This window comes from Lutimaribacter pacificus, assembly GCF_900142185.1.
GTDB lineage: Bacteria > Pseudomonadota > Alphaproteobacteria > Rhodobacterales > Rhodobacteraceae > Lutimaribacter > Lutimaribacter pacificus.
This window is the reverse complement of the sequence record NZ_FQZZ01000001.1, coordinates 1-18,146: the sequence shown is the minus strand read 5'-3', so window position 1 is coordinate 18,146 and position 18,146 is coordinate 1. Positions and strand designations below refer to the sequence as shown.

The following is an 18,146-nucleotide window of genomic DNA, read 5'->3' as shown; positions in this document are numbered from 1 at the left end:
CGATATTCTGACAAAAAGACTAGGAAAGGACACAGGATGACGATCACCGAAACCGGAACCTTCGCAACGTCGAACGGCGCAAGATACCTTCAGCAGCTGTGCAAGCATTTCGCCCACAAGATACCGGTGGAATACGACGCCGAAAAAGGAACCGCCGACCTGCCCCCCGGCCCCGCACGCCTTACCGCGACCGATGCCGCGCTGCGCGTGGAGATCACCGCCAGCGACGAAGACGGGCTCAAACTCGCCAGGCACATTATCGACGACCATCTCAAACGCTTTGCCTTCCGCGAGGATTTTTCGGGAATGGACTGGGCCCCGGTATAAGAAAAAAAGGGCGGCCCGCGGGCCGCCCCAGGTTTCAGAACCGCATGGTCGCGGTGAGGGAAATCGTTCGTCCGGGCTCGTTCAGGGCGACGACATTGGGCAGGCCGATCCCGTCCGAGCTGCGGCTGGAATAGGTGGCATCGAACAGGTTTTCGATGTCCAGACGGATTTCCAGACCGTCCACATGCCTTGGCTTGTAGCTGGCATAGAGGTTCAGCACCTCGTAGCCGGGCAGCGACACCGCGCCGTCATCGTTGTCCAGGGCCACCTGCGCATTGCCGCCGACCCGCCATTCCGGCGTCACGTCATAGCCGGCCTCGAGGGCAAAGATGTGACCCATCGGGCGGCCCAGGTAATAGGCCGTCGAGCTGATCGGGTCACCGTCAACCTCGACATCCGCGTAGGTATAGTTGAGCCGCGCGAACAACCTTTCGCCGGTCCAGCTCAGCGACGCATCGAACCCGCGCGAGGTCAGGTCGGACAGCGCGCCGCGCGCCCTAGGGCTGCCCTCGGGCAGAACCGCCGCGATATCGTCGATCGCGGTGTGGAACAGCGCGCCGCTTGCGGCCCAGGGGCCGCTTTCGTAGCGCAGCCCGATGCGCGCGGTATTGGCGCGCGACGACCGGAACCCGGTATAATCCCAGACATCGCCGAAATTGATCAGCGCCGCCTCGCCCAGTTCGAAGCCGCCCCAGCTTGACGCCACACCGGCATTCAGGCTCAGCGTGTCGGTCAGCACAAGGTCCAGCGCGCCGTTGACGCTCAGCCCCGTTTCGTCGAATTTCGAACCGTCCGCACCTTCGAATTCCTGGTGGTCGACGCGCCCGCCATAGGACACTGAAAGCCGGTCGCTCAGATCCTGCCGGGCCTGCGCGAAAATGCCGACGCTTGTCAGCGTCTCCTCGCCGGAAGAGCCGAACGGCCCGGTTCCGCGCCCCTCGCCCTCGGCGGTTTCGCGGAAGAAATCCAGTCCCGCGGTCAGGGTGCCATTGCCAAGCTGAAACTCGTTCTTCGCCACGCCGCTCAGGCTGGTGTTCAGCCCCCAGACGCCCGACGCGTCGATTTCCTGCTCGTTATAGCTAAGCTGCAGGGTCGGCGCGAGCCAGCCCTGCGGGTTCTCGTCGGTGTAGGTCAGGGTATAGGATTGCCGCCGCGACAGGCCCTCGACGAACGTGCTCGGCCGGCCCACGACCTCGGCGAAATCGGGCCGGGTGAACAAAAGGCCGCCACCCCCGGCCTGCGCCGCGCGAATGCCGGTATCCTTGGTATCGGATGCCGAGAAGGACAGCCGCTTTCCGGTATCGGATGTATGCGCCAGCTTGAGGACATAAGCACCCAGATCGGCCTCGGTGCCCGGCACGGTCACGTTGTCGCCATCGGCATAATCATCGCCGGTCTGGCGCGTGCCGCTCAGCAGCCATTCGAAACCGCCCTGCTGCCCGAACAGCGTAAGCGAGCGGCGGAAGCCCTGCCCGTTCGATCCCACCCGCAGCGTCGTAAGGCCGCCGAACGTATCCCCGACCTCAAGAAAATCGCGGGCGTCCCTGGTCGTATAGGCCAGCCCGCCAGCCAGGGCATTCGGCCCGGCATCGGCGGGGGCGATACCCTTGCTGACCTCGACCGATTTCAGCAGCGCGGGATCGAGCAGGATGTTCCCGGTATGGTGAAAGGCCGACTTGTTCTGCCGGGCTCCGTCGATCGTGACCGACAACAGGCTTTCCTCGATCCCGTTGACGAACACCTTTTGCCCGATCGCCGCACCGCCCGATGCCGTCACCGATGATTCGCCGGCGAACACGTCGGCCATGGTTGCCGGGTTGCGCCCTTCGATTTCCTCTTCGGTGATCTCGTCATTGCCAAGAAGGTTCTGCGCCGCCTCGACGTCGATGCGAAGCGTCCCGAGAAAAACCGGCCCCGGTTCCTGCGCCGATGCCATACCTGCGCAAAGCGCCGTTCCAAGCAGCAATATGCTGCGATATGTCAGTTGCATATCTCTATCCCCCGATTGTTCCAGCGTGGCTGGGCGCCTACCGAGGGAGGAGGGCCATCTGGCTACGTGCTTTCGGCGCCCTCATTAGTTGACAAAAATAGTCAGGTCAAGGCGGCCAAGACGATCCTGCCATTGTCCGGCTGCGCAATAGCGCCGCACCGGGGTGGCCGGCCCGGGGTTCCCTTCACACACATACCCGTGCACAGCCTGTATCCATCGTTTTTCAAATGCGCCTGGTGATCCCTGTGGTATTTCAATGCTATGGACATTGTTTTGGTCACAACCTTCATCGCCGCGCTTTTCCTGGTGATCGGCGCTGCCGAGCCGCTGGCGGCCCGGTTGCAGCTTCCCTATAGCGTGATCCTTGCCATCCTCGGCATCTGTATCGGCGCCAGCGCGATCTTTTTCCTGCAGACAGAGCTGACGGACGCCCTGAACCCGGTGGCCGAGGCGATCCTCGGGCTGCCGATCCGCTCGAATGTCTTTCTTTACGTGTTCCTGCCGACGCTGCTGTTTCAGGCGACCCTGGGCATGAACCTGCGCCGGATGATGGACGATTGGGTGCCGATCCTGGTGATGGCGGTCGTCGCGGTGGTGGTGGCGACCATCAGCGTCGGCTACGCCCTGTCCTGGGCAAGCGGGTTGCCGCTGGCAGCCTGTCTGCTGGTCGGGGCCATCGTGTCGACCACCGATCCCTCGGCCGTCGTGTCGATCTTCCGCTCGATCTCGGCGCCGCGCCGGCTGGCACGGATCATCGAGGGCGAAAGCCTGCTGAACGACGCGGCGGCCATTGCGCTGTTCGGCCTGTTCATGGGCTTCGTGATGCTTGGCGTGCCCAACCCGAGCCTTGCCGACGCGCTGGCCCGCTTTCCGCTCCTGATCGCAGGCGGGGCGTTCACGGGCTGGCTGGCCGCGCGGCTTTCGGTTCGGCTGATGGCATTGTTCGGCGGTCACGAACTGGCCGTGCTTTCGACCTCGGTGGCCCTGCCCTACCTGGCCTATGTCGTCGCCGAGCAGAGTGTCGGCGCCTCGGGGGTGATTGCCGTGGTCGCCGCCGGCCTGACGCTGAACCTTGTCGGGCCCGGGCGCCTGCCCCCGCAGACCTGGACAAACCTGCGGGAGCTTTGGGACGTGCTTGCCCATTGGGCCGGGGCCCTGATCTTTATCCTTGCCGCCCTCCTGATCCCGCGGATGCTGGAAGAAGTCAGGATCGCGGATTTCGTGCTGATCGGGGTCGTCACCCTCGCCGCCATCGCGGCACGGGCGATAATCCTGTTCGGCCTTCTGCCGCTCCTGACCCTGCTCCGGCTCTCTCCGACGGTCGAAAGGCCGTATCGGGTCGCCATTCTCTGGGGTGGGCTGCGCGGGGCGGTAACGCTCGCCCTGGCGCTTGCGGTGACCGAGAGTTTCCGGGTTCCCGACGGAATCCAGCGGGTCGTCGGCATCCTCGCCACGGGTTTCACGCTGTTTACGCTGATCGCGCAAGGCTCGACATTGCGGTGGATCATCACCCGCCTGGGCCTCGACCGGCTGTCGCCGATCGACGAGGCGCTGTCCCGTCAGGTTATCGCCGTTGCGCTGCAAACCGTGCGCGAGGATGTGGCCCGGACGACCGAGAATTACGATCTCAGCCGCGAAATCGTCCGGTCCGAGGCAAAGCGGTTCGGCGAAAGGCTGGACGACGCCGTCAAGGCGGCAGAGGACAGCACCGATATTCTCGACCGGGACCGGGTGACGCTTGGCCTGATCGCGCTGGCCGGTCACGAGCGCGACACCATTCTCGCCAAGGTCCGCGAGCGGACGATTTCGGCCAGGATGGCGGAACAGGTCCTGTCCGATGCCGACCGCCTGATCGAGGGCGCGCGCACCGGCGGGCGCAACGGCTATAATCGCGCCGCGCGGCGCAGCGTGGCCTATGGCCGCGGGTTCCGGGCGGCCGGTTTTTTGCAAAGCCGGTTTCACATTTCCGGCCCGCTTGCCCGGATGACCGCGGATAGGTTCGAGCTTTTGCTGTCGCAGCGCCTTGTCTTGCGGGATCTGGGGGCCTTTATCGACGGCCGCATCCGGCGCATTCACGGACGGCGGCTCTCCGATCTGCTGCACGAGTTGCTGTCGCGCCGGGTCGAAGCGGTCGAAACCGCGCTCGAAGGGCTGCGCCTGCAATACCCCGGCTATGCCGAAGAGCTTGAGCGGCGGTTCATCCGCCGCACCGCGCTGCGGCTCGAAGAACGCGAATATGCCGCGATGCGAGAGGATGGGCTGATCGAGGCGGAAATCTATACCAAGCTTCTGGAGGATCTCGCCTCGCGCCGTGCCGCGGCAGAGGAGCGCCCGCATCTCGACATCGCCCTGCAGCGTATCGAACTGGTCCGCCAATTTCCCCTCTTCGCGGATCTGGACGACGCCAGCCTGAAACGGCTGAGCCAGGCGTTCAGGACACGCTATGTGAATGCCGGCGAAACGGTCGTCAGCAAGGACACCGATGCGAAAAGCGTGTTCTTCATCGCCTCGGGGGCCGTCGAGCTGGAGACCGCGGGCCAGACCTGGCGGTTGGGCCGGGGCGAGATGTTCGGACAGATGGCGATTCTCATGAAAAAGACGCGCCGGACCGAGGTGCGCTCCATCGCGCCCTCGACGCTTCTGGTTCTCGACGAAGCGCGTTTCGTTCGCCTTCTCAATCGCAGCGGCGCCCTTCAGGACGCCGTGCGGGCCAGTGCGGAAAAGCGCGGGATCGACGCAGTCACGTTACTGCCCGCGAATTCGCATCGGCCGTAGCGGCCGGCCCCGGAAGGGCGGCTATCCTTCACGCAATTGGCGGGCAATCTCTTCCATTTCCGAGGCCGGCAGTTGCGGCGGCGTGGCATAATCGTCGGACCCTGCCGACAGGTACGCCTGCGAGGTAACGTCATGCACATGATGCATGGGGACAACGTGGGCATGGGCATGCGGCACATGGATGCCGGTATAGAACATCGCCACGCGCTCAACCCCGTACAGCGTCTTCATCCGCCGTGCCAGACGTTGCGCGCAGGTCGTGATCCTTGTCGCCAGATCCTCGGGCAGGTCCTCAAACCAGACATGATGCGCCTTTGGAATGACAAGCGCATGACCGGCACGAATCGGGTGCAGGTCCAGAAAGGCGACGATGTGGTCATCCTCGTACAGGCGATGCGCGGGCAACTCGCCGGCGGCGATCCTGCAAAACAAGCAATTGGAGATCATGAACCGGCCTTTCCTTCGCACCTGTCAGTAAAGCCATTGTTTCATCCTCCCTGCCGGAGACCGCAAGTGCAAACCGCTCCGGTTCGCACAGGCCGCGGCGGCGGCGCCCCACGCCCAATTCAACAAAATATGCGAGATTGGCATATTGAGAACTTCAATTCGCATTTGAAATCGGTCCAAGCTACTGCAAGACTTTTCGTTAAGCCCATAGGTTCGGACAACATCCCGGCTTTCGATGAAAGCAGGGGCCGCTTCGGAACGACACGATAACAGGCCAGGGAACCGTCATGAGAGTCGCCATCGCCAGCTTCGAATTCGAGGGAAACAGCCTGTCGCTCCGCGTTGCGCGGAAGGAGGATTTCGCCCGGTTCGGGATTTTCCACGGCGAGGACGTCACCAGGGTCGCTGCCGGCAAGCAGTTTTCGATCACCGGCGCGCTGGACACCCTGACCGAAGCCGGGGTCGAGGTCGTCCCCATCTTCATGTCGCGCTGCGTTTCCGGCGGGCATGTGGACGATACCTTTTACGACGAGGTCGTGGATATCATTGCCGAAGGCATCTCTGCCGCCCTGCCGCTTGACGGCGTCTACCTGTCCCTGCACGGCGCGATGATCTGCGCGACCGAAAAGGACCCCGAAGGCGGCGTGATCCGGGCCGTCCGCGAGCGGCTTGGCGATCCGGCGATCCCGATTGCCGTCAGCCTCGATCTGCACGCCCATGTGACACAGCGGATGGCGGACATGGCGCAGATCATCGTCGGGTACGAGACCTATCCCCATGTCGATGCCTACCGGACCGGCGCCTGCGCAGCCGGGCTCCTGGTGCGGGCGATGAAGGGCGAGATCGATCCGGTCACGCGCATCCGCAAGTACAATGCCATTGTCCCGGTGCTGGGCGGCGCCACGCTTGGCGACGAACCCATGGCACAGGTCGCCGCCCTGTCGCGCGGGCTCGAGGCCGAGGGCCGCGCCCTTTCGGTCAGTTACTTCCCGGTCCAGCCATGGCTCGACATGGCCGATGTCGGGGTGACGGGCCTGGCTGTCACCGATGGCGATCCGGCCGCCGCGACCGAGGTCGCGCAGCAGGTTCTGGATGCGATCTGGGATCGCCGCCGTGTCTTCGAACTGCCCGCAATGACCCCGGCCGAGGCGGTCCGCGCGGCGGTTGACTATCCGGGTCGGACCCTCATCGTCGATGCGCCCGACGCCATGGGGGCCGGCGCACAGGGCGATTCCCCGGCCCTGCTGTCCGCGCTGCTCGAAGTCGCGCCCGAAACGGACGCGGCGATTTACATCGTCGACCCCGAAACGGCCGCCCGCGCCTTCGAGCTGGGCGAAGGGGCCGAGGCCGAGTTTCACATCGGCGCCAAGCAGGACGACCGCTGGTTCCGCCCCGTCAGCGTGGTGGCCCGGATCGAACGGCTCTGCGATGGCAGGTTCACCTATTCGGGCGGCCCGGCATCCGGCGCAACCGTCACGACCGGGCAGACGGCGCTGCTGCGCAAGGGCGGCGTGCGAATCCTGGTCGGCAGCTTCCCCTTCTACGAACATATGGACGAACATTACGCGGCCTGCGGTATCGACATCGCCGGGTGCAAGATCGCCTCGTTCAAGAACCTGATGAACTACCGCAAACTGCTTGGGCCGGGCGTGCAATACATCCCCCTGCACGGCCCCGGCGGGGCGCCGCTCCGCCTGCAGGACGTCGCCTGGGAGAACCGGCAAAGACCGTTCTGGCCCGCCGACGATACCGACCAGCCGCAGCCGCTCCCCGCAACGGCATGAGAAACGGAAAAACACCATAAGAACGATACCTTCAGGAAGGAAAAGATCATGATCACCAGACGCAGCCTCCTTGGCGCCGCCGCCGCGACGCCGCTCTTGTCCATTCCCTCGATCGCGCAGAACAACACCAAGGTGCTGCGCTACGTGCCCAGTTCCAACCTCACCATCCTGGACCCGGTCTTCACCCCGGCGGCGGTGTCGATCACGCATGGGTACTGCGTCTTCGACACGCTCTATGGCATGGACGCCAACCTTCAGCCGGTCCCGCAGATGGCCGAGGGGCATACCGTGTCCGACGACGGGCTGACCTGGGAAATCACCCTGCGCGACGGGCTGATGTTCCACGACGGCGAACCGGTCCGGGCGCAGGACTGCGCCGCCAGCCTCGAACGCTGGTCCCGGCGGGACGGTTTCGGCCAGGCGCTCGGCGCGGCGACCGAAAGCTTCTCGGCCAAGGATGACAAGACCATCGTCATCAAGCTGACCCGCCCCTTCGGCCGCCTTCTGCACGCGATCGGCAAGCCGCATTCCTCGCCCGCCATGATCATGCCCGAAAGGCTGGCGAAGACCGACATTTCCGAACAGGTGACCGAGATGATCGGATCGGGCCCGTTCAGGTTCGTCGCCGACGAATATGTCTCGGGCGACCGCATGGTGTATGAAAAGTTCGAGGATTACGTACCCCGCGGCGAGCCCGCGGCCTGGACCTCGGGCGGAAAGGTGGTCAATTTCGACCGGGTGATCTGGCAGGTCATTCCCGACCCCGCCACCGCCGCCGCCGCCATACAGGCCGGAGAGGTCGACTGGCTGGCCGGGGTCCTGCCCGATCTCGCCCCGCTGATGGAGGCACACCCGGACGTGAACCTCTTTCGCCAGGACCCCTTCGGCCTGATTTCGGTCATGCGGTTCAACCACCTGCAGGCGCCGTTCAACAATGTCGATATCCGGCGCGCGGTTCTCAAGGCGATCGACCAGACGCCCTATATGCAGGCGGTCACGGCCGACGATGCCAACCGCCGGGAGTGCCTTGCCTCCTTCCCCTGCGGCCTGCCGGGCGTCAACGAACTGGGCGAAGGCATCATCGGTTCGCTGGATATCGAGGGCGCGAAAAAGGCGTTGCAGGACGCGGGCTATAACGGTGAAAGGGTCGTGATCCTGAACCCGACCGACATCGCCTCGATCCATCCGCACGGCCTGATCACGGCCGATATCCTGACCCGGATCGGCATGAATGTCGATCTTCAGGACACCGACTGGGGCACCGTGGTGCAGCGCCGCGTGTCGAAGGAGCCGGTCGAGAACGGCGGCTGGAGTATCGCCCACACCAACTGGCCCTCGATCTCGATCGACAACCCCGCGACCAACGCCACGACCCGCGGCCTGGGCGAAAAAGGCTGGTGGGGCTGGTACCAGGACGACGAGATGGAAGAGACCGCCGCCGCCTGGCTGTCCGCCGGATCGGACGAAGAGGCACAGCAGCTTTTCGACAAGGCCCATGCCCGTGCGCTGGACCAGGTGCCGACCATACCGCTTGGCCAGACCTTCCAGGACGGGGCGGTGCGGTCCGACCTGACCGGTCTGTTGCAGGCGTCGGTCAGCCTGTTCTGGAACGTCGATCGCGCCTGACGCATCGGAACGGGGCATCCGGTTTCCGGGTGCCCCATGCCCCCTTGGGATCGAAACGGTATGAGCGCCTATATTCTCAGACGCATCCTGTCGACCATTCCGGTCGTGCTTTTCGTGATGATCTTCGTCTTCAGCCTGCTCTACCTCGCCCCCGGCGATCCGGCGGCGATCCTGGCCGGAGACCAGGCCACGCAGGAGGATATCGAGGCGATCCGCAACCAGTTGGGCCTCGACCGCAGTTTTCCCGTGCGGTTCGTGGAATGGGCCGGCGGTGTCTTGCGGGGCGATTTCGGCACGTCGATCTTCACCCGGGAACCCGTCACCGGCATGATCCTGCAAAGGGTCGAACCCACGGTGTCGCTGATGGTCGTGACCCTGGCCATCGCGCTGGTGATCGCCATCCCCATGGGCGTAGCCGCCGCGTGGAAGCGCGGTTCGCTGCTTGACCGGGCAATCATGCTCTTTGCCGTACTCGGTTTCTCGGTGCCGGTTTTCGTGGTCGGCTACGTGCTGGCCTGGACACTGGCGCTGAAACTCGGCTGGCTGCCGGTCCAGGGCTACCAGCCCATAGCCGAGGGCATCCTGCCCTGGCTGCGCAGCCTGATCCTGCCGGCCGCCACCCTGTCGGGCGTCTATATCGCCCTGATCGCCCGGATCACCCGCGCGACGATGCTGGAAATCCTCCAGCAGGATTACATCCGCACGGCCCGCGCCAAGGGGGCTGCCGGCCATACCGTTCTTTACGTCCATGCCCTTCGCAACGCCTTGGTGCCGATCGTGACGGTGGTGGGGCTTGGCGTCGCCCTGATGATTTCAGGCGCAGTGGTCATCGAAACGGTCTTCGCGCTGCCCGGCCTCGGCCGCCTGACGGTCGAGTCGATCCTGCGCCGCGACTACCCGGTGATCCAGGCGATCATCCTGATCTTCAGCTTCGTCTACGTCATCATCAACCTGCTGATCGACCTCAGCTATACCCTAATCGACCCCAGGATTCGCTATTGACCGCCCAGCCCCCCGATCCCGACGCGCAGTTTGCCGCCGCCCCCGAAAGGCCGCAGATCCTTGCCCCGCCGCCGCAGCGAAGCCGCGGCATGGCCATGCTGATCGAGCATCCGACGCTCTGGATCGGGCTCGCCCTGCTGGTTCTGGTGACCCTGATGGCGATCCTTGCGCCACTCATCGCGCCGCATGACCCTGCCGCACTCAACCCGGCATTCCGGGTCAAGCCGCCATCGGCCGAGGCCTGGTTCGGCACCGACATGCTTGGTCGTGACATTTTCTCGCGCACGGTCTACGGCGCACGGGTCTCGCTGATCGTGGGGGCGGGCGTTGCGGTCTGCGCGTCGATCTTCGGGCTGGCCATCGGGGTGTTGTCCGGTTTCCTCAGGTGGGCGGACAACATCGTGATGCGCGTGATGGACGGGCTGATGTCGATCCCCGCGATCCTGCTGGCCATCGCCCTGATGACCCTGATGCGGGGCGGATCGGTCTTCAACGTGATCCTCGCCATCACGATCGCCGAGATCCCGCGCGTCGCCCGCCTGACGCGCTCGGTCGTGCTGTCGGTGCGCGAACAGCCCTATGTCGAAGCCGGCACCGCCTGCGGCACCAGCACGCTCGGGATCATCTGGCGGCACATCATGCCGAACACGCTGGCGCCGCTGACCGTGCAGGCCACCTATATCTGCGCCTCTGCCATGATCACCGAAGCGATCCTGAGCTTCATCGGCGCTGGTATGCCTTCGTCCGTGCCGTCCTGGGGCAATATCATGGCCGAAGGGCGCGCGCTCTGGCAGGTGAAGCCAAGCATCGTCTTCTTCCCGGCGATCTTTCTCTCGGTCACCGTCCTGGCCGTCAACCTTCTCGGTGACGGGCTGCGCGACGCGGTCGACCCCCGGCTTGCAAAGCAGGTGTGACAATGGCCCTTCTCGAAGTTCGGGATCTCCAGATCCACTTTCGCACCGCGACCGGCGTGAACCGCGCGGTGGACGGCCTGAGCTTCGACATCGAAGCGGGCGAGGCGCTGGCGGTGGTCGGGGAATCCGGCTGCGGCAAATCGGTGACGTCGATGTCGATCCTGGGCCTGTTGCCGACGCCGCCGGGGAAAATCGCCGGGCAGATACGGTTCCGCGGCCAGAACCTGCTGAATGCCTCCGAAAGCCGGATGCGCAAGCTGCGCGGGGCGGAAATCGGCATGATCTTTCAGGAGCCGATGACGTCGCTCAACCCGGTCTTCACCATCGGGCAGCAGATCGGTGAGTCTGTCCGCCTGCACGAAAAGGCAAGCCGCGCCGAGGCGCGCGACCGCGCCATCGAGATGCTGCGCCTTGTCGGCATCCCCTCACCCGAAAGGCGGGTGGACGAATATCCCCACCAGTTGTCGGGCGGGATGCGCCAGCGGGCGATGATCGCGATCGCACTGGCCTGCAATCCGGCCCTTCTGGTGGCCGACGAACCCACGACGGCGCTGGACGTGACCATCCAGGCGCAGATCCTCGACCTGATGCAGGACCTGCGCAGCAAGGTCGGCTCGGCCGTCATGCTGATCACCCACGATTTGGGTGTGGTCGCCGAATTCGCAGAGCGGGTGCTGGTCATGTATGCAGGCCGCAAGGTCGAAGAGGCGACCGTCCGCGACCTTTTCCGCACCCCGCGCCATCCCTACACCCAGGGCCTGCTCAAGGCCGTGCCCCGGCTGGGCTCGTCTTTGGGCGCCGAAACCTCTGTCCGGCTGGCCGAAATCCCCGGGCGGGTTCCCGACCTGTCGAAACCGTTGCGGGGCTGCGCCTTTGCCGACCGCTGCCCCCGCGCGCAAGAGGTCTGTCACCGCATCGACCCTGCCCTTGAAACCAAGGCGGCCGGGCACCTTGCCGCCTGCCATTTCGCGCCAAGAGAGGTCTCAGCCGCATGACCGACGCGCCACACCTCATCGAAGTCCGCAACCTCGTGAAACGCTTTCCGATCGGGGGCGGCCTGTTCTCTCGGTCGCACAAGGTCGTCCATGCGGTCAGCGATGTCAGCTTTCATATCGCGCGGGGCGAAACCCTGTCGCTGGTCGGCGAATCCGGCTGCGGCAAGTCCACCGTCGGCAAATGTCTGGCCCGGCTCATCCCCCTGACCGAGGGGGAAATTACGCTCGACGGCCAACGCATCGACGGGCTCAGCCGGTCGCAGATGAAACCGGTGCGCAAACGGTTGAACGTCGTGTTCCAGGACCCTTTTTCCAGCCTGAATCCCCGGATGACCGTCGAAGACCTGGTGGCCGAACCCCTGCGCAGTCACGGCATGGCCCGGACCCGCGCCGAACGTCACGCGCGCGTCGGCGATCTGTTGGAAAAGGTCGGCCTCGCGCGCGAGGCGATGGCCCGGATGCCGCACCAGTTCTCGGGCGGGCAGCGTCAGCGGATCTGCATTGCTCGGGCGCTGGCTTCGGAGCCGGATATCATCATCTGCGACGAGGCGGTATCGGCCCTCGACGTCTCGGTTCAGGCGCAGATCATCAACCTGCTGATGGATCTGCAAAAGGATCTTGGCCTGGCGCTTCTCTTCATCTCTCACGACCTGGCGGTGGTGGAGCATATGAGCGACCGGATCGCCGTCATGTATCTTGGCCGCATCATGGAGATCGCGGACCGCGAATCCCTGTTCCGTCACCCCCGGCATCCCTATACGCGGGCGCTGCTGTCGGCGGTGCCCCTGCCCGACCCCGAGGCCGACCGGGATCGCGCCGTCCTGACCGGCGACGTGCCCAGCCCGATCGACCCGCCAAGTGGCTGCTTCTTCCGCACCCGCTGCCCGATGGCGACCGACCGCTGCGCCGCCGAGGTCCCCGCCCTGCGCGACATGGGCGCGGGCCACATGAGCGCCTGCCACTACGCCGAAGACGTCTGACACGGCGCCGGCGGGGAATGCGCCGGATCAGACGAACAGCACGGCCCAGAGGATCGCCGCAAGCAGAAGGAACAGGGTCGCTCCGACCGGCACGGCAAGGTGCCCGGCCCCCAACCTCATCATCGCCGGAAGCGAGCTGCGCGCGCCGAGCGCGGCAATCGCCAGCAGGAGAAGAACCGACGACAGATGCGTAACCGCGTCTTGCAGCACCTCGGGAAAGACACCCGCGCTGTTCAGGCAGAGAAGCCCGCCGAACACGATAACGAACGGGGGCAGCGGAAATCCCTTGCGGCCGGGCGTGCGGACTGCAAAAGCCACGACCAACAGGACCACCGGCAGCAGGATCACCCGCGTCAACTTGACCAGGGTCGCGGTATCGCCGGTATCCACGCCATGCGAATACCCGGCAGCGGCAACCTGCGCCACGTCATGGATCGTCGCGCCGATCAGGAACCCGGTCTGCCGGTCCGACATGCCGAGCGCGTCGAAAAGGACGGGGTAGAGCACCATGGCGACGGACGAAAGCGACGTCACCCCGACCACGGTGAACGTCACGTCCTTCCCGCGCAGCAATCGCGCCGGCAGGGCGGCGGCGATGGCAAGTGCCGCCGAAGCACCGCAAATCGCCACCGCCCCGCCGGCAAGCAGGCCGAACGCCATGTCCCGCTTCAGAAGCCGGGCGATCCCCAGCCCCGCGGCGATGGTCAGCGCCAGCACAAGCACCGTTCCGACAAAAGGTGCCGGACCAAGCGAGGCCAGGTCCGACAGCGCCACCCGGACCCCCAGAAGCGCGACGCCGGTGCGCAGCAGCGTGCCGCTGGCAAAAGTCAAACCCTCCCTGCAGCGCGCGTCCTCGGACAGTGGATGGAACGCCATCCCCAGCAAGAGCGCCAGCAGCATGGGCGGCGCCCCCCACCTTTCCGCAAGGAATGCCGCCGAGAGCGCAATCACGGCGGCAAGCGCCATCCCCTGCCCGTGCCGCCCGGCCCACGAACGGACGACACGCACAGCCCCTTCGTGACCCGTCAGGCGGGCCCTGCCGGAAAATCCCATCTGCAAACCTCCTAAGCCGCGCGGGGCGCCGCATATCTGACGTAACGGACAGTCATTGCCAGGTCGCGGATGCGACGCAGGCCGCCACCAGCACGTCGAGACTGTCGATCAGCGCCAGCGGCGGATCGGTCAGGCGCGGCGCGACGATGGAGAACTCGGAACACCCGATCACCGCGACGCGCGCGCCGCCATCGGCAAGCTCGGCCGCGGCCTCGTTCAGGATCGGAAGCGCCCTGTCGGCCTGCCCGCCCTTGATCGCACGGATCGCCGACAGGATACGGCCCCTGTCGGCGGGATAGATCACCTCGCGGCCCAGATCGGCAAAGGCACGGGCAAAGATCCCGGTAATCTCGACCGCGGGCGAGGCAAGGATACCGACCGGACCGGCCGGATGTTGCCCGTTGACGGCACCGGCGGTCAGTTCGACCATGTTCAGCACCGGCACGGACACCGCCCCGGCAATCGCCGGATAATAGCTGTGCGCCGTGTTGCACGGCATGGCCAGAACCCCGGCCCCGCCCGCGACAAGCTTCTGCGCCATCGCAACAAGGACCGGCGTGGGGTCCTCTCCGCCCCCCTCGATCAGATGCGCGATACGCGACGGCACCCGCGTATTGCTGTCGACCAGCAGCGGAATGTGATCGGCATCGTCCCGCGCGGGCGTCGCCGCCAGCAGGCGCGACATCATCAGGATTGTGGCCTCGGGGCCCATTCCGCCGATAAGTCCGATCACCCTGCGCATCCGTTCCGTCCCGTTGTCCCCTGCCCGGTCAGGCCACAAGCGTGACCAGCCGGGGTTCCTCGAAGGTCGCGCGATACCCGAACAGGCCCGCAGACCCGCCGGTATGCAGGAAAACGATATTCTCGGCCCCGTCGAACGTCTTTTTCCGCACAAGATCAATCAGGCCGGCCGCACCCTTGCCGGAATAGACCGGATCGAGAAGTATCCCCTCGTAGCGCGCGAACATTTCGATCGCCTCGATCGTTCCGGCGTTCGGAATACCGTAACCCTCGCCGACATAGTCGGTATTGGCAACGACATCCTCGCGCGACACGACCCCCGGGCAGCCCAGCTTGTCCGCGGTTGCCTGGGCGAGCGAAAAGACATTGGCTTCCTGCTTTTCCTTCGGCGCCCGGACCCCGATCCCCAGCAGGGGGATACCGGAATTGATCGCCCGCAACCCGGTCACCAGCCCCGCCTGGGTGCCGGCCGACCCCGTCGCATGGATCAGCCGCGAAATCCTCAGCCCCATCTCGTTGGCCTGATGGACCAGTTCCAGCGCACAATTCGCATAGCCGAGGGCACCGACCGGGTTCGATCCGCCGCCCGGAATGATATAGGGCGTCCTGCCCTTCGCCCGAAGCTCGTTCGCGGCGGTTTCGCAGGCCGCCACCATGTCGGTATCGGCGGGCACATGTTCGACGGTGGCCCCGTGCAGCCCGTCCAGCAACACGTTGCCGTTGAGGCGGTAGTCGGGATCGTTGGAATGTGTGCGGTCCTCGAGGATCGCGTGGCATTCCAGCCCCAGCCGGGCGCAGAAGGCGGCGGTCTGGCGGACATGGTTCGACTGCGTCGCGCCCTGGGTGATGACCGTGTCTGCCCCCTGCGCAAGCGCCTCGCCCATCAGGAATTCCAGCTTGCGGGTCTTGTTGCCGCCGGTGGACATGCCCGTGCAATCGTCCCGCTTGATCCACAGCCGCGGCCCGCCCAGGGCGTCCGACAGTCGGTTCATCGGCTCCAAAGGCGTTGGCAGATGTGCCAGGCGAATGCGGTCAAATCGCGCGAAATGCATAGTAGATCCTCCGAGGTCGCGTTCCTGCACAGGATGCAATGAAGATTTCCGGTTCTCAAATGCCAAGTTTCCGACCTATCATGCAGTATCGGCATAATACCGGGAGCACGGACATGAGACTGGAATGGCTGGAAGACATCGTCGCTATCTTCGAAAGCGACTCGCTGAACGAAGCGGCACACCGGCGTTACCTGACGCAACCGGCCTTTTCCCGGCGGGTGCGCAGCATCGAGGACTATCTGGGCGTGGAACTCATGGACCGCTCGCGCAAGCCCGCACGCCCCACCGGTACGCTTGTAGAACAGGAAGAGCGCCTGCGCCGCCTGTCGGCAGATCTCAAGTCGCTGGTCGTGGATCTGCGCAAGGCCGACCGTCAGGTCAGCAGCCGGGTCGTCATCGCCAGCCAGCACGCCATCACGACATCTCTTTTGCCTGGGCTGATCGCCGACCGGCTGGCAACGCTCGGCTACACGCTCCGTCTGCGGTCCGCGAACCGGTCCGAATGCTGGGGAATGCTGATCACGAAAGAGGCCGACCTTGTGCTGACCTACAAGTCGATGGCCGAGCTGGCCCACCCGCCCGAGGAATACATGGAAGAGTTGATTATCTCGAAAGAAGACCTGATCCCCGTCGGGTCGGCCGGGATGCGGCCGCAGATCGAAGGCGGCCACCTGCCCATGATCGGCTATCCCTCCGACGTATTCCTGGGCAAGCTGATCGAAACCGAGGTCAGCCCGCATATCCCCGAGGGGATCTCGACCGAAGTCACGGTGGAAACCGCCCTTACGGTCGCCGCCATGCAGATCGCCGCCAACGGCGTGGGGATCGCCTGGATACCGCGATCCATGCTGGAAAACCTGCCCTCGCGCAGCGGCCTTGTAAGCTATTCCGACCTGCTGCCGACGCCGCGGATCGCAACCACGGCGACCCGCCTTATCGGCAGGAAATCCGATGCCGAAGAACGTATCTGGGCCGAGCTCTCGAACCGGGATCACCCCTGACCTGCCCCGAAACGGCCGGAAACCGCACCATTGCAAAAAAGGAAATCCGCCTCGACGGCGCCTGGCGATCCGTGCGGATGTCCGCAGGTCACGCGCAAAACGGAAAGGTCATTCCCGGAACGCCCCGCACACCGGCATGACACCGGCCTTGTCGTGACAGCCCGGAATCCAAAGGGTTTTCATTCTGTCCGATTTTGAGGCAAAAGCCCGTCAATCCACCTAATTGCAAGTCGATTCCACATGTCTCACGGGCGCCTCCATCTCTCCGGCTTTCTGCCAGTGCTTCCCCGCCCGGTCGGTCACGAGGTATGGCGCGCATCGGCCGGCGCCGCCTTCGGCATCGGGCTGTGCGCCCTGCTGGCGCTGGCAATACCCGATGCCGGAAGTTTTCGCCTTGCCCTGATCGCACCGCTCGGCGCATCCGCCGTGCTGGCATTCGCGGTTCCGAACGCCCCGCTCGCCCAGCCCTGGTCGGCCGTGGCCGGCAATACCCTGTCCGCCCTGGTCGCGGTCGTCGTTCTTTCCATCTATTCCGGGCCCTGGGCACCGCCCCTTGCAGTGGGTCTGGCCATCGCCGTGATGATGCTTGCCCGCGCGCTTCATCCGCCGGGCGGCGCGGTCGCCCTCCTCGCGGCGCTGCATCCCGAACCGGTGATCGAGGCGGGTCCGGCCTTTGCCGTGGCGCCGGTCGGTGTGATGTCGGCGCTTCTTGTCGGGGCCGCCATCGTCTTCAACCGGATGACGGGCCGTGTCTATCCGTTCCGGCAAACCGGCGACGAGGAGGAAACCGCCGAGGATGTCCGGCTCGGGCTGACCGGGGACGAGCTTGCCACGCTCCTGCAAACATTCAGGCAATCGGCAAATATCGGCGTCGCGGACCTCGGACGCCTGCTTGCCGCGGCCGAGCGGGAAGCCGCGAACCACCGGTTCGACAACGTGTCCTGCGCGGAAATCATGACCGCGCAGCTTATCACCGTGACGCCCGATACCGATATCCGGCAGGCGGCGAAACTGTTTCGTCAGCACCGGATCAAGAGCCTTCCGGTCGTCGACCGCCATGGCCGGTTTTCGGGGCTCATCCTGCAGGCCGATATCATCGATGCGCTGACAGCGCCGAAACTCGATCGGCGGATCGTGGGAAGATCCCCGAAAATCACCGCCGCCGAAATCGCCCGCCCGGCGGACCGCTCGACGACGACCGACACCCCGGTGGGCCAAATCCTGAACCGCCTTGCGATCCAGGGCACAGAGACGGTTCCCGTCATGGCAGGGGAGCGCCTTGCCGGCATCATCACCCGATCGGATATCATGCGGCTGCTGCTGACGGGCGCACGTGAACGACAAACGGCATGAGCCCGCCATTCGGCGGCTTTGATTGCTGAGTTCCGTCATCATCGAAAGCGTTGTGTTTTTTTCGGTTATTGGTTGGGCACGGATTTTGCATCTTTCCGACTGCAGC

The 18,146-nt window shown here is 65.1% G+C and carries 15 protein-coding genes; 10 read left to right on the top strand and 5 right to left on the bottom strand.

Features of this window, described 5'->3' with window-relative positions; genetic code table 11:
* The first annotated feature begins 36 nt into the window (after window positions 1-36).
* Window positions 37-327 (top strand): DUF2218 domain-containing protein, encoded by a 291-nt coding sequence (locus tag F3H87_RS00075; RefSeq protein WP_149787064.1) that lies wholly within the window; start codon window positions 37-39, stop codon window positions 325-327.
* A 34-nt stretch (window positions 328-361) separates the two neighbouring features.
* Here the strand turns inward: F3H87_RS00075 and F3H87_RS00070 are convergent, their stop codons facing one another.
* Entirely contained in the window at window positions 362-2,317 is a 1,956-nt protein-coding gene (locus F3H87_RS00070) for a TonB-dependent receptor domain-containing protein (protein ID WP_149787066.1), read from the bottom strand.
* Window positions 2,318-2,578: 261 nt separating this feature from the next.
* Here F3H87_RS00070 and F3H87_RS00065 point away from each other — a divergent pair, with 261 nt between their 5' ends.
* Complete coding sequence (locus tag F3H87_RS00065; protein ID WP_149787067.1) at window positions 2,579-5,092, top strand: cation:proton antiporter; 2,514 nt, start codon at window positions 2,579-2,581, stop codon at window positions 5,090-5,092.
* A 21-nt stretch (window positions 5,093-5,113) separates the two neighbouring features.
* Here the strand turns inward: F3H87_RS00065 and F3H87_RS00060 are convergent, their stop codons facing one another.
* On the bottom strand, window positions 5,114-5,539 hold the full coding sequence (locus F3H87_RS00060) for an HIT family protein (protein WP_149787068.1): 426 nt from the start codon (window positions 5,537-5,539) through the stop codon (window positions 5,114-5,116).
* Window positions 5,540-5,826: 287 nt separating this feature from the next.
* On the opposite strand from F3H87_RS00060, the gene F3H87_RS00055 reads away from it, so the two are divergent.
* The 6 genes from F3H87_RS00055 to F3H87_RS00030 are packed head-to-tail and all read left to right on the top strand — an operon-like array spanning window position 5,827 to window position 12,840.
* Window positions 5,827-7,323 (top strand): M81 family metallopeptidase, encoded by a 1,497-nt coding sequence (locus tag F3H87_RS00055; RefSeq protein WP_149787069.1) that lies wholly within the window; start codon window positions 5,827-5,829, stop codon window positions 7,321-7,323.
* Window positions 7,324-7,371: 48 nt separating this feature from the next.
* Window positions 7,372-8,949 (top strand): ABC transporter substrate-binding protein, encoded by a 1,578-nt coding sequence (locus F3H87_RS00050; RefSeq protein WP_149787070.1) that lies wholly within the window; start codon window positions 7,372-7,374, stop codon window positions 8,947-8,949.
* 60 nt (window positions 8,950-9,009) lie between these two features.
* Entirely contained in the window at window positions 9,010-9,951 is a 942-nt protein-coding gene (locus F3H87_RS00045) for an ABC transporter permease (RefSeq protein ID WP_149787071.1), read from the top strand.
* Window positions 9,948-10,865 carry an ABC transporter permease gene (locus F3H87_RS00040; RefSeq protein ID WP_223227926.1) on the top strand — a complete coding sequence of 306 codons (918 nt, stop codon included), beginning with the start codon at window positions 9,948-9,950 and terminating at the stop codon, window positions 10,863-10,865. The genes F3H87_RS00045 and F3H87_RS00040 overlap by 4 nt, the downstream gene beginning before the upstream one ends.
* Window positions 10,866-10,867: 2 nt before the next feature.
* Entirely contained in the window at window positions 10,868-11,860 is a 993-nt protein-coding gene (locus F3H87_RS00035; protein WP_149787072.1) for an ABC transporter ATP-binding protein, read from the top strand.
* Window positions 11,857-12,840 (top strand): ABC transporter ATP-binding protein, encoded by a 984-nt coding sequence (locus F3H87_RS00030; protein WP_149787073.1) that lies wholly within the window; start codon window positions 11,857-11,859, stop codon window positions 12,838-12,840. The genes F3H87_RS00035 and F3H87_RS00030 overlap by 4 nt, the downstream gene beginning before the upstream one ends.
* Before the next feature lie 27 nt (window positions 12,841-12,867).
* Here the strand turns inward: F3H87_RS00030 and F3H87_RS00025 are convergent, their stop codons facing one another.
* The 3 genes from F3H87_RS00025 to cuyA are packed head-to-tail and all read right to left on the bottom strand — an operon-like array spanning window position 12,868 to window position 15,686.
* Window positions 12,868-13,893: a YeiH family protein gene (locus F3H87_RS00025; protein WP_149787074.1), complete on the bottom strand. Its 1,026-nt coding sequence runs from the start codon at window positions 13,891-13,893 to the stop codon at window positions 12,868-12,870.
* Between the two features lie 52 nt (window positions 13,894-13,945).
* Complete coding sequence (cuyB, locus tag F3H87_RS00020) at window positions 13,946-14,635, bottom strand: cysteate racemase (protein ID WP_149787075.1); 690 nt, start codon at window positions 14,633-14,635, stop codon at window positions 13,946-13,948.
* A 28-nt stretch (window positions 14,636-14,663) separates the two neighbouring features.
* Window positions 14,664-15,686, bottom strand: coding sequence for a D-cysteate sulfo-lyase (cuyA, locus tag F3H87_RS00015; protein ID WP_149787076.1), 1,023 nt, complete (start codon window positions 15,684-15,686; stop codon window positions 14,664-14,666).
* Window positions 15,687-15,799: 113 nt separating this feature from the next.
* Between cuyA and F3H87_RS00010 the strand changes: the two genes are divergently transcribed.
* Entirely contained in the window at window positions 15,800-16,687 is an 888-nt protein-coding gene (locus tag F3H87_RS00010; protein ID WP_188129150.1) for a LysR family transcriptional regulator, read from the top strand.
* Between the two features lie 279 nt (window positions 16,688-16,966).
* Window positions 16,967-18,040, top strand: a complete 1,074-nt coding sequence (locus F3H87_RS00005) for an HPP family protein (protein WP_223227925.1) — start codon at window positions 16,967-16,969, stop codon at window positions 18,038-18,040.
* Window positions 18,041-18,146 lie beyond the last annotated feature (106 nt).

What these genes read in the sequence shown, in the direction of transcription:
- F3H87_RS00010 (WP_188129150.1), top strand. Translation starts at nt 15,800, where the DNA reads ATGAGACTGGAATGGCTGGAAGACATCGTCGCTATCTTCGAAAGCGAC.
- F3H87_RS00025 (WP_149787074.1), bottom strand. Translation starts at nt 13,893, where the DNA reads ATGGGATTTTCCGGCAGGGCCCGCCTGACGGGTCACGAAGGGGCTGTG.
- F3H87_RS00075 (WP_149787064.1), top strand. Translation starts at nt 37, where the DNA reads ATGACGATCACCGAAACCGGAACCTTCGCAACGTCGAACGGCGCAAGA.
- F3H87_RS00050 (WP_149787070.1), top strand. Translation starts at nt 7,372, where the DNA reads ATGATCACCAGACGCAGCCTCCTTGGCGCCGCCGCCGCGACGCCGCTC.
- cuyA (WP_149787076.1), bottom strand. Translation starts at nt 15,686, where the DNA reads ATGCATTTCGCGCGATTTGACCGCATTCGCCTGGCACATCTGCCAACG.
- F3H87_RS00070 (WP_149787066.1), bottom strand. Translation starts at nt 2,317, where the DNA reads ATGCAACTGACATATCGCAGCATATTGCTGCTTGGAACGGCGCTTTGC.
- F3H87_RS00055 (WP_149787069.1), top strand. Translation starts at nt 5,827, where the DNA reads ATGAGAGTCGCCATCGCCAGCTTCGAATTCGAGGGAAACAGCCTGTCG.
- cuyB (WP_149787075.1), bottom strand. Translation starts at nt 14,635, where the DNA reads ATGCGCAGGGTGATCGGACTTATCGGCGGAATGGGCCCCGAGGCCACA.
- F3H87_RS00045 (WP_149787071.1), top strand. Translation starts at nt 9,010, where the DNA reads ATGAGCGCCTATATTCTCAGACGCATCCTGTCGACCATTCCGGTCGTG.
- F3H87_RS00035 (WP_149787072.1), top strand. Translation starts at nt 10,868, where the DNA reads ATGGCCCTTCTCGAAGTTCGGGATCTCCAGATCCACTTTCGCACCGCG.
- F3H87_RS00060 (WP_149787068.1), bottom strand. Translation starts at nt 5,539, where the DNA reads ATGATCTCCAATTGCTTGTTTTGCAGGATCGCCGCCGGCGAGTTGCCC.
- F3H87_RS00030 (WP_149787073.1), top strand. Translation starts at nt 11,857, where the DNA reads ATGACCGACGCGCCACACCTCATCGAAGTCCGCAACCTCGTGAAACGC.
- F3H87_RS00065 (WP_149787067.1), top strand. Translation starts at nt 2,579, where the DNA reads ATGGACATTGTTTTGGTCACAACCTTCATCGCCGCGCTTTTCCTGGTG.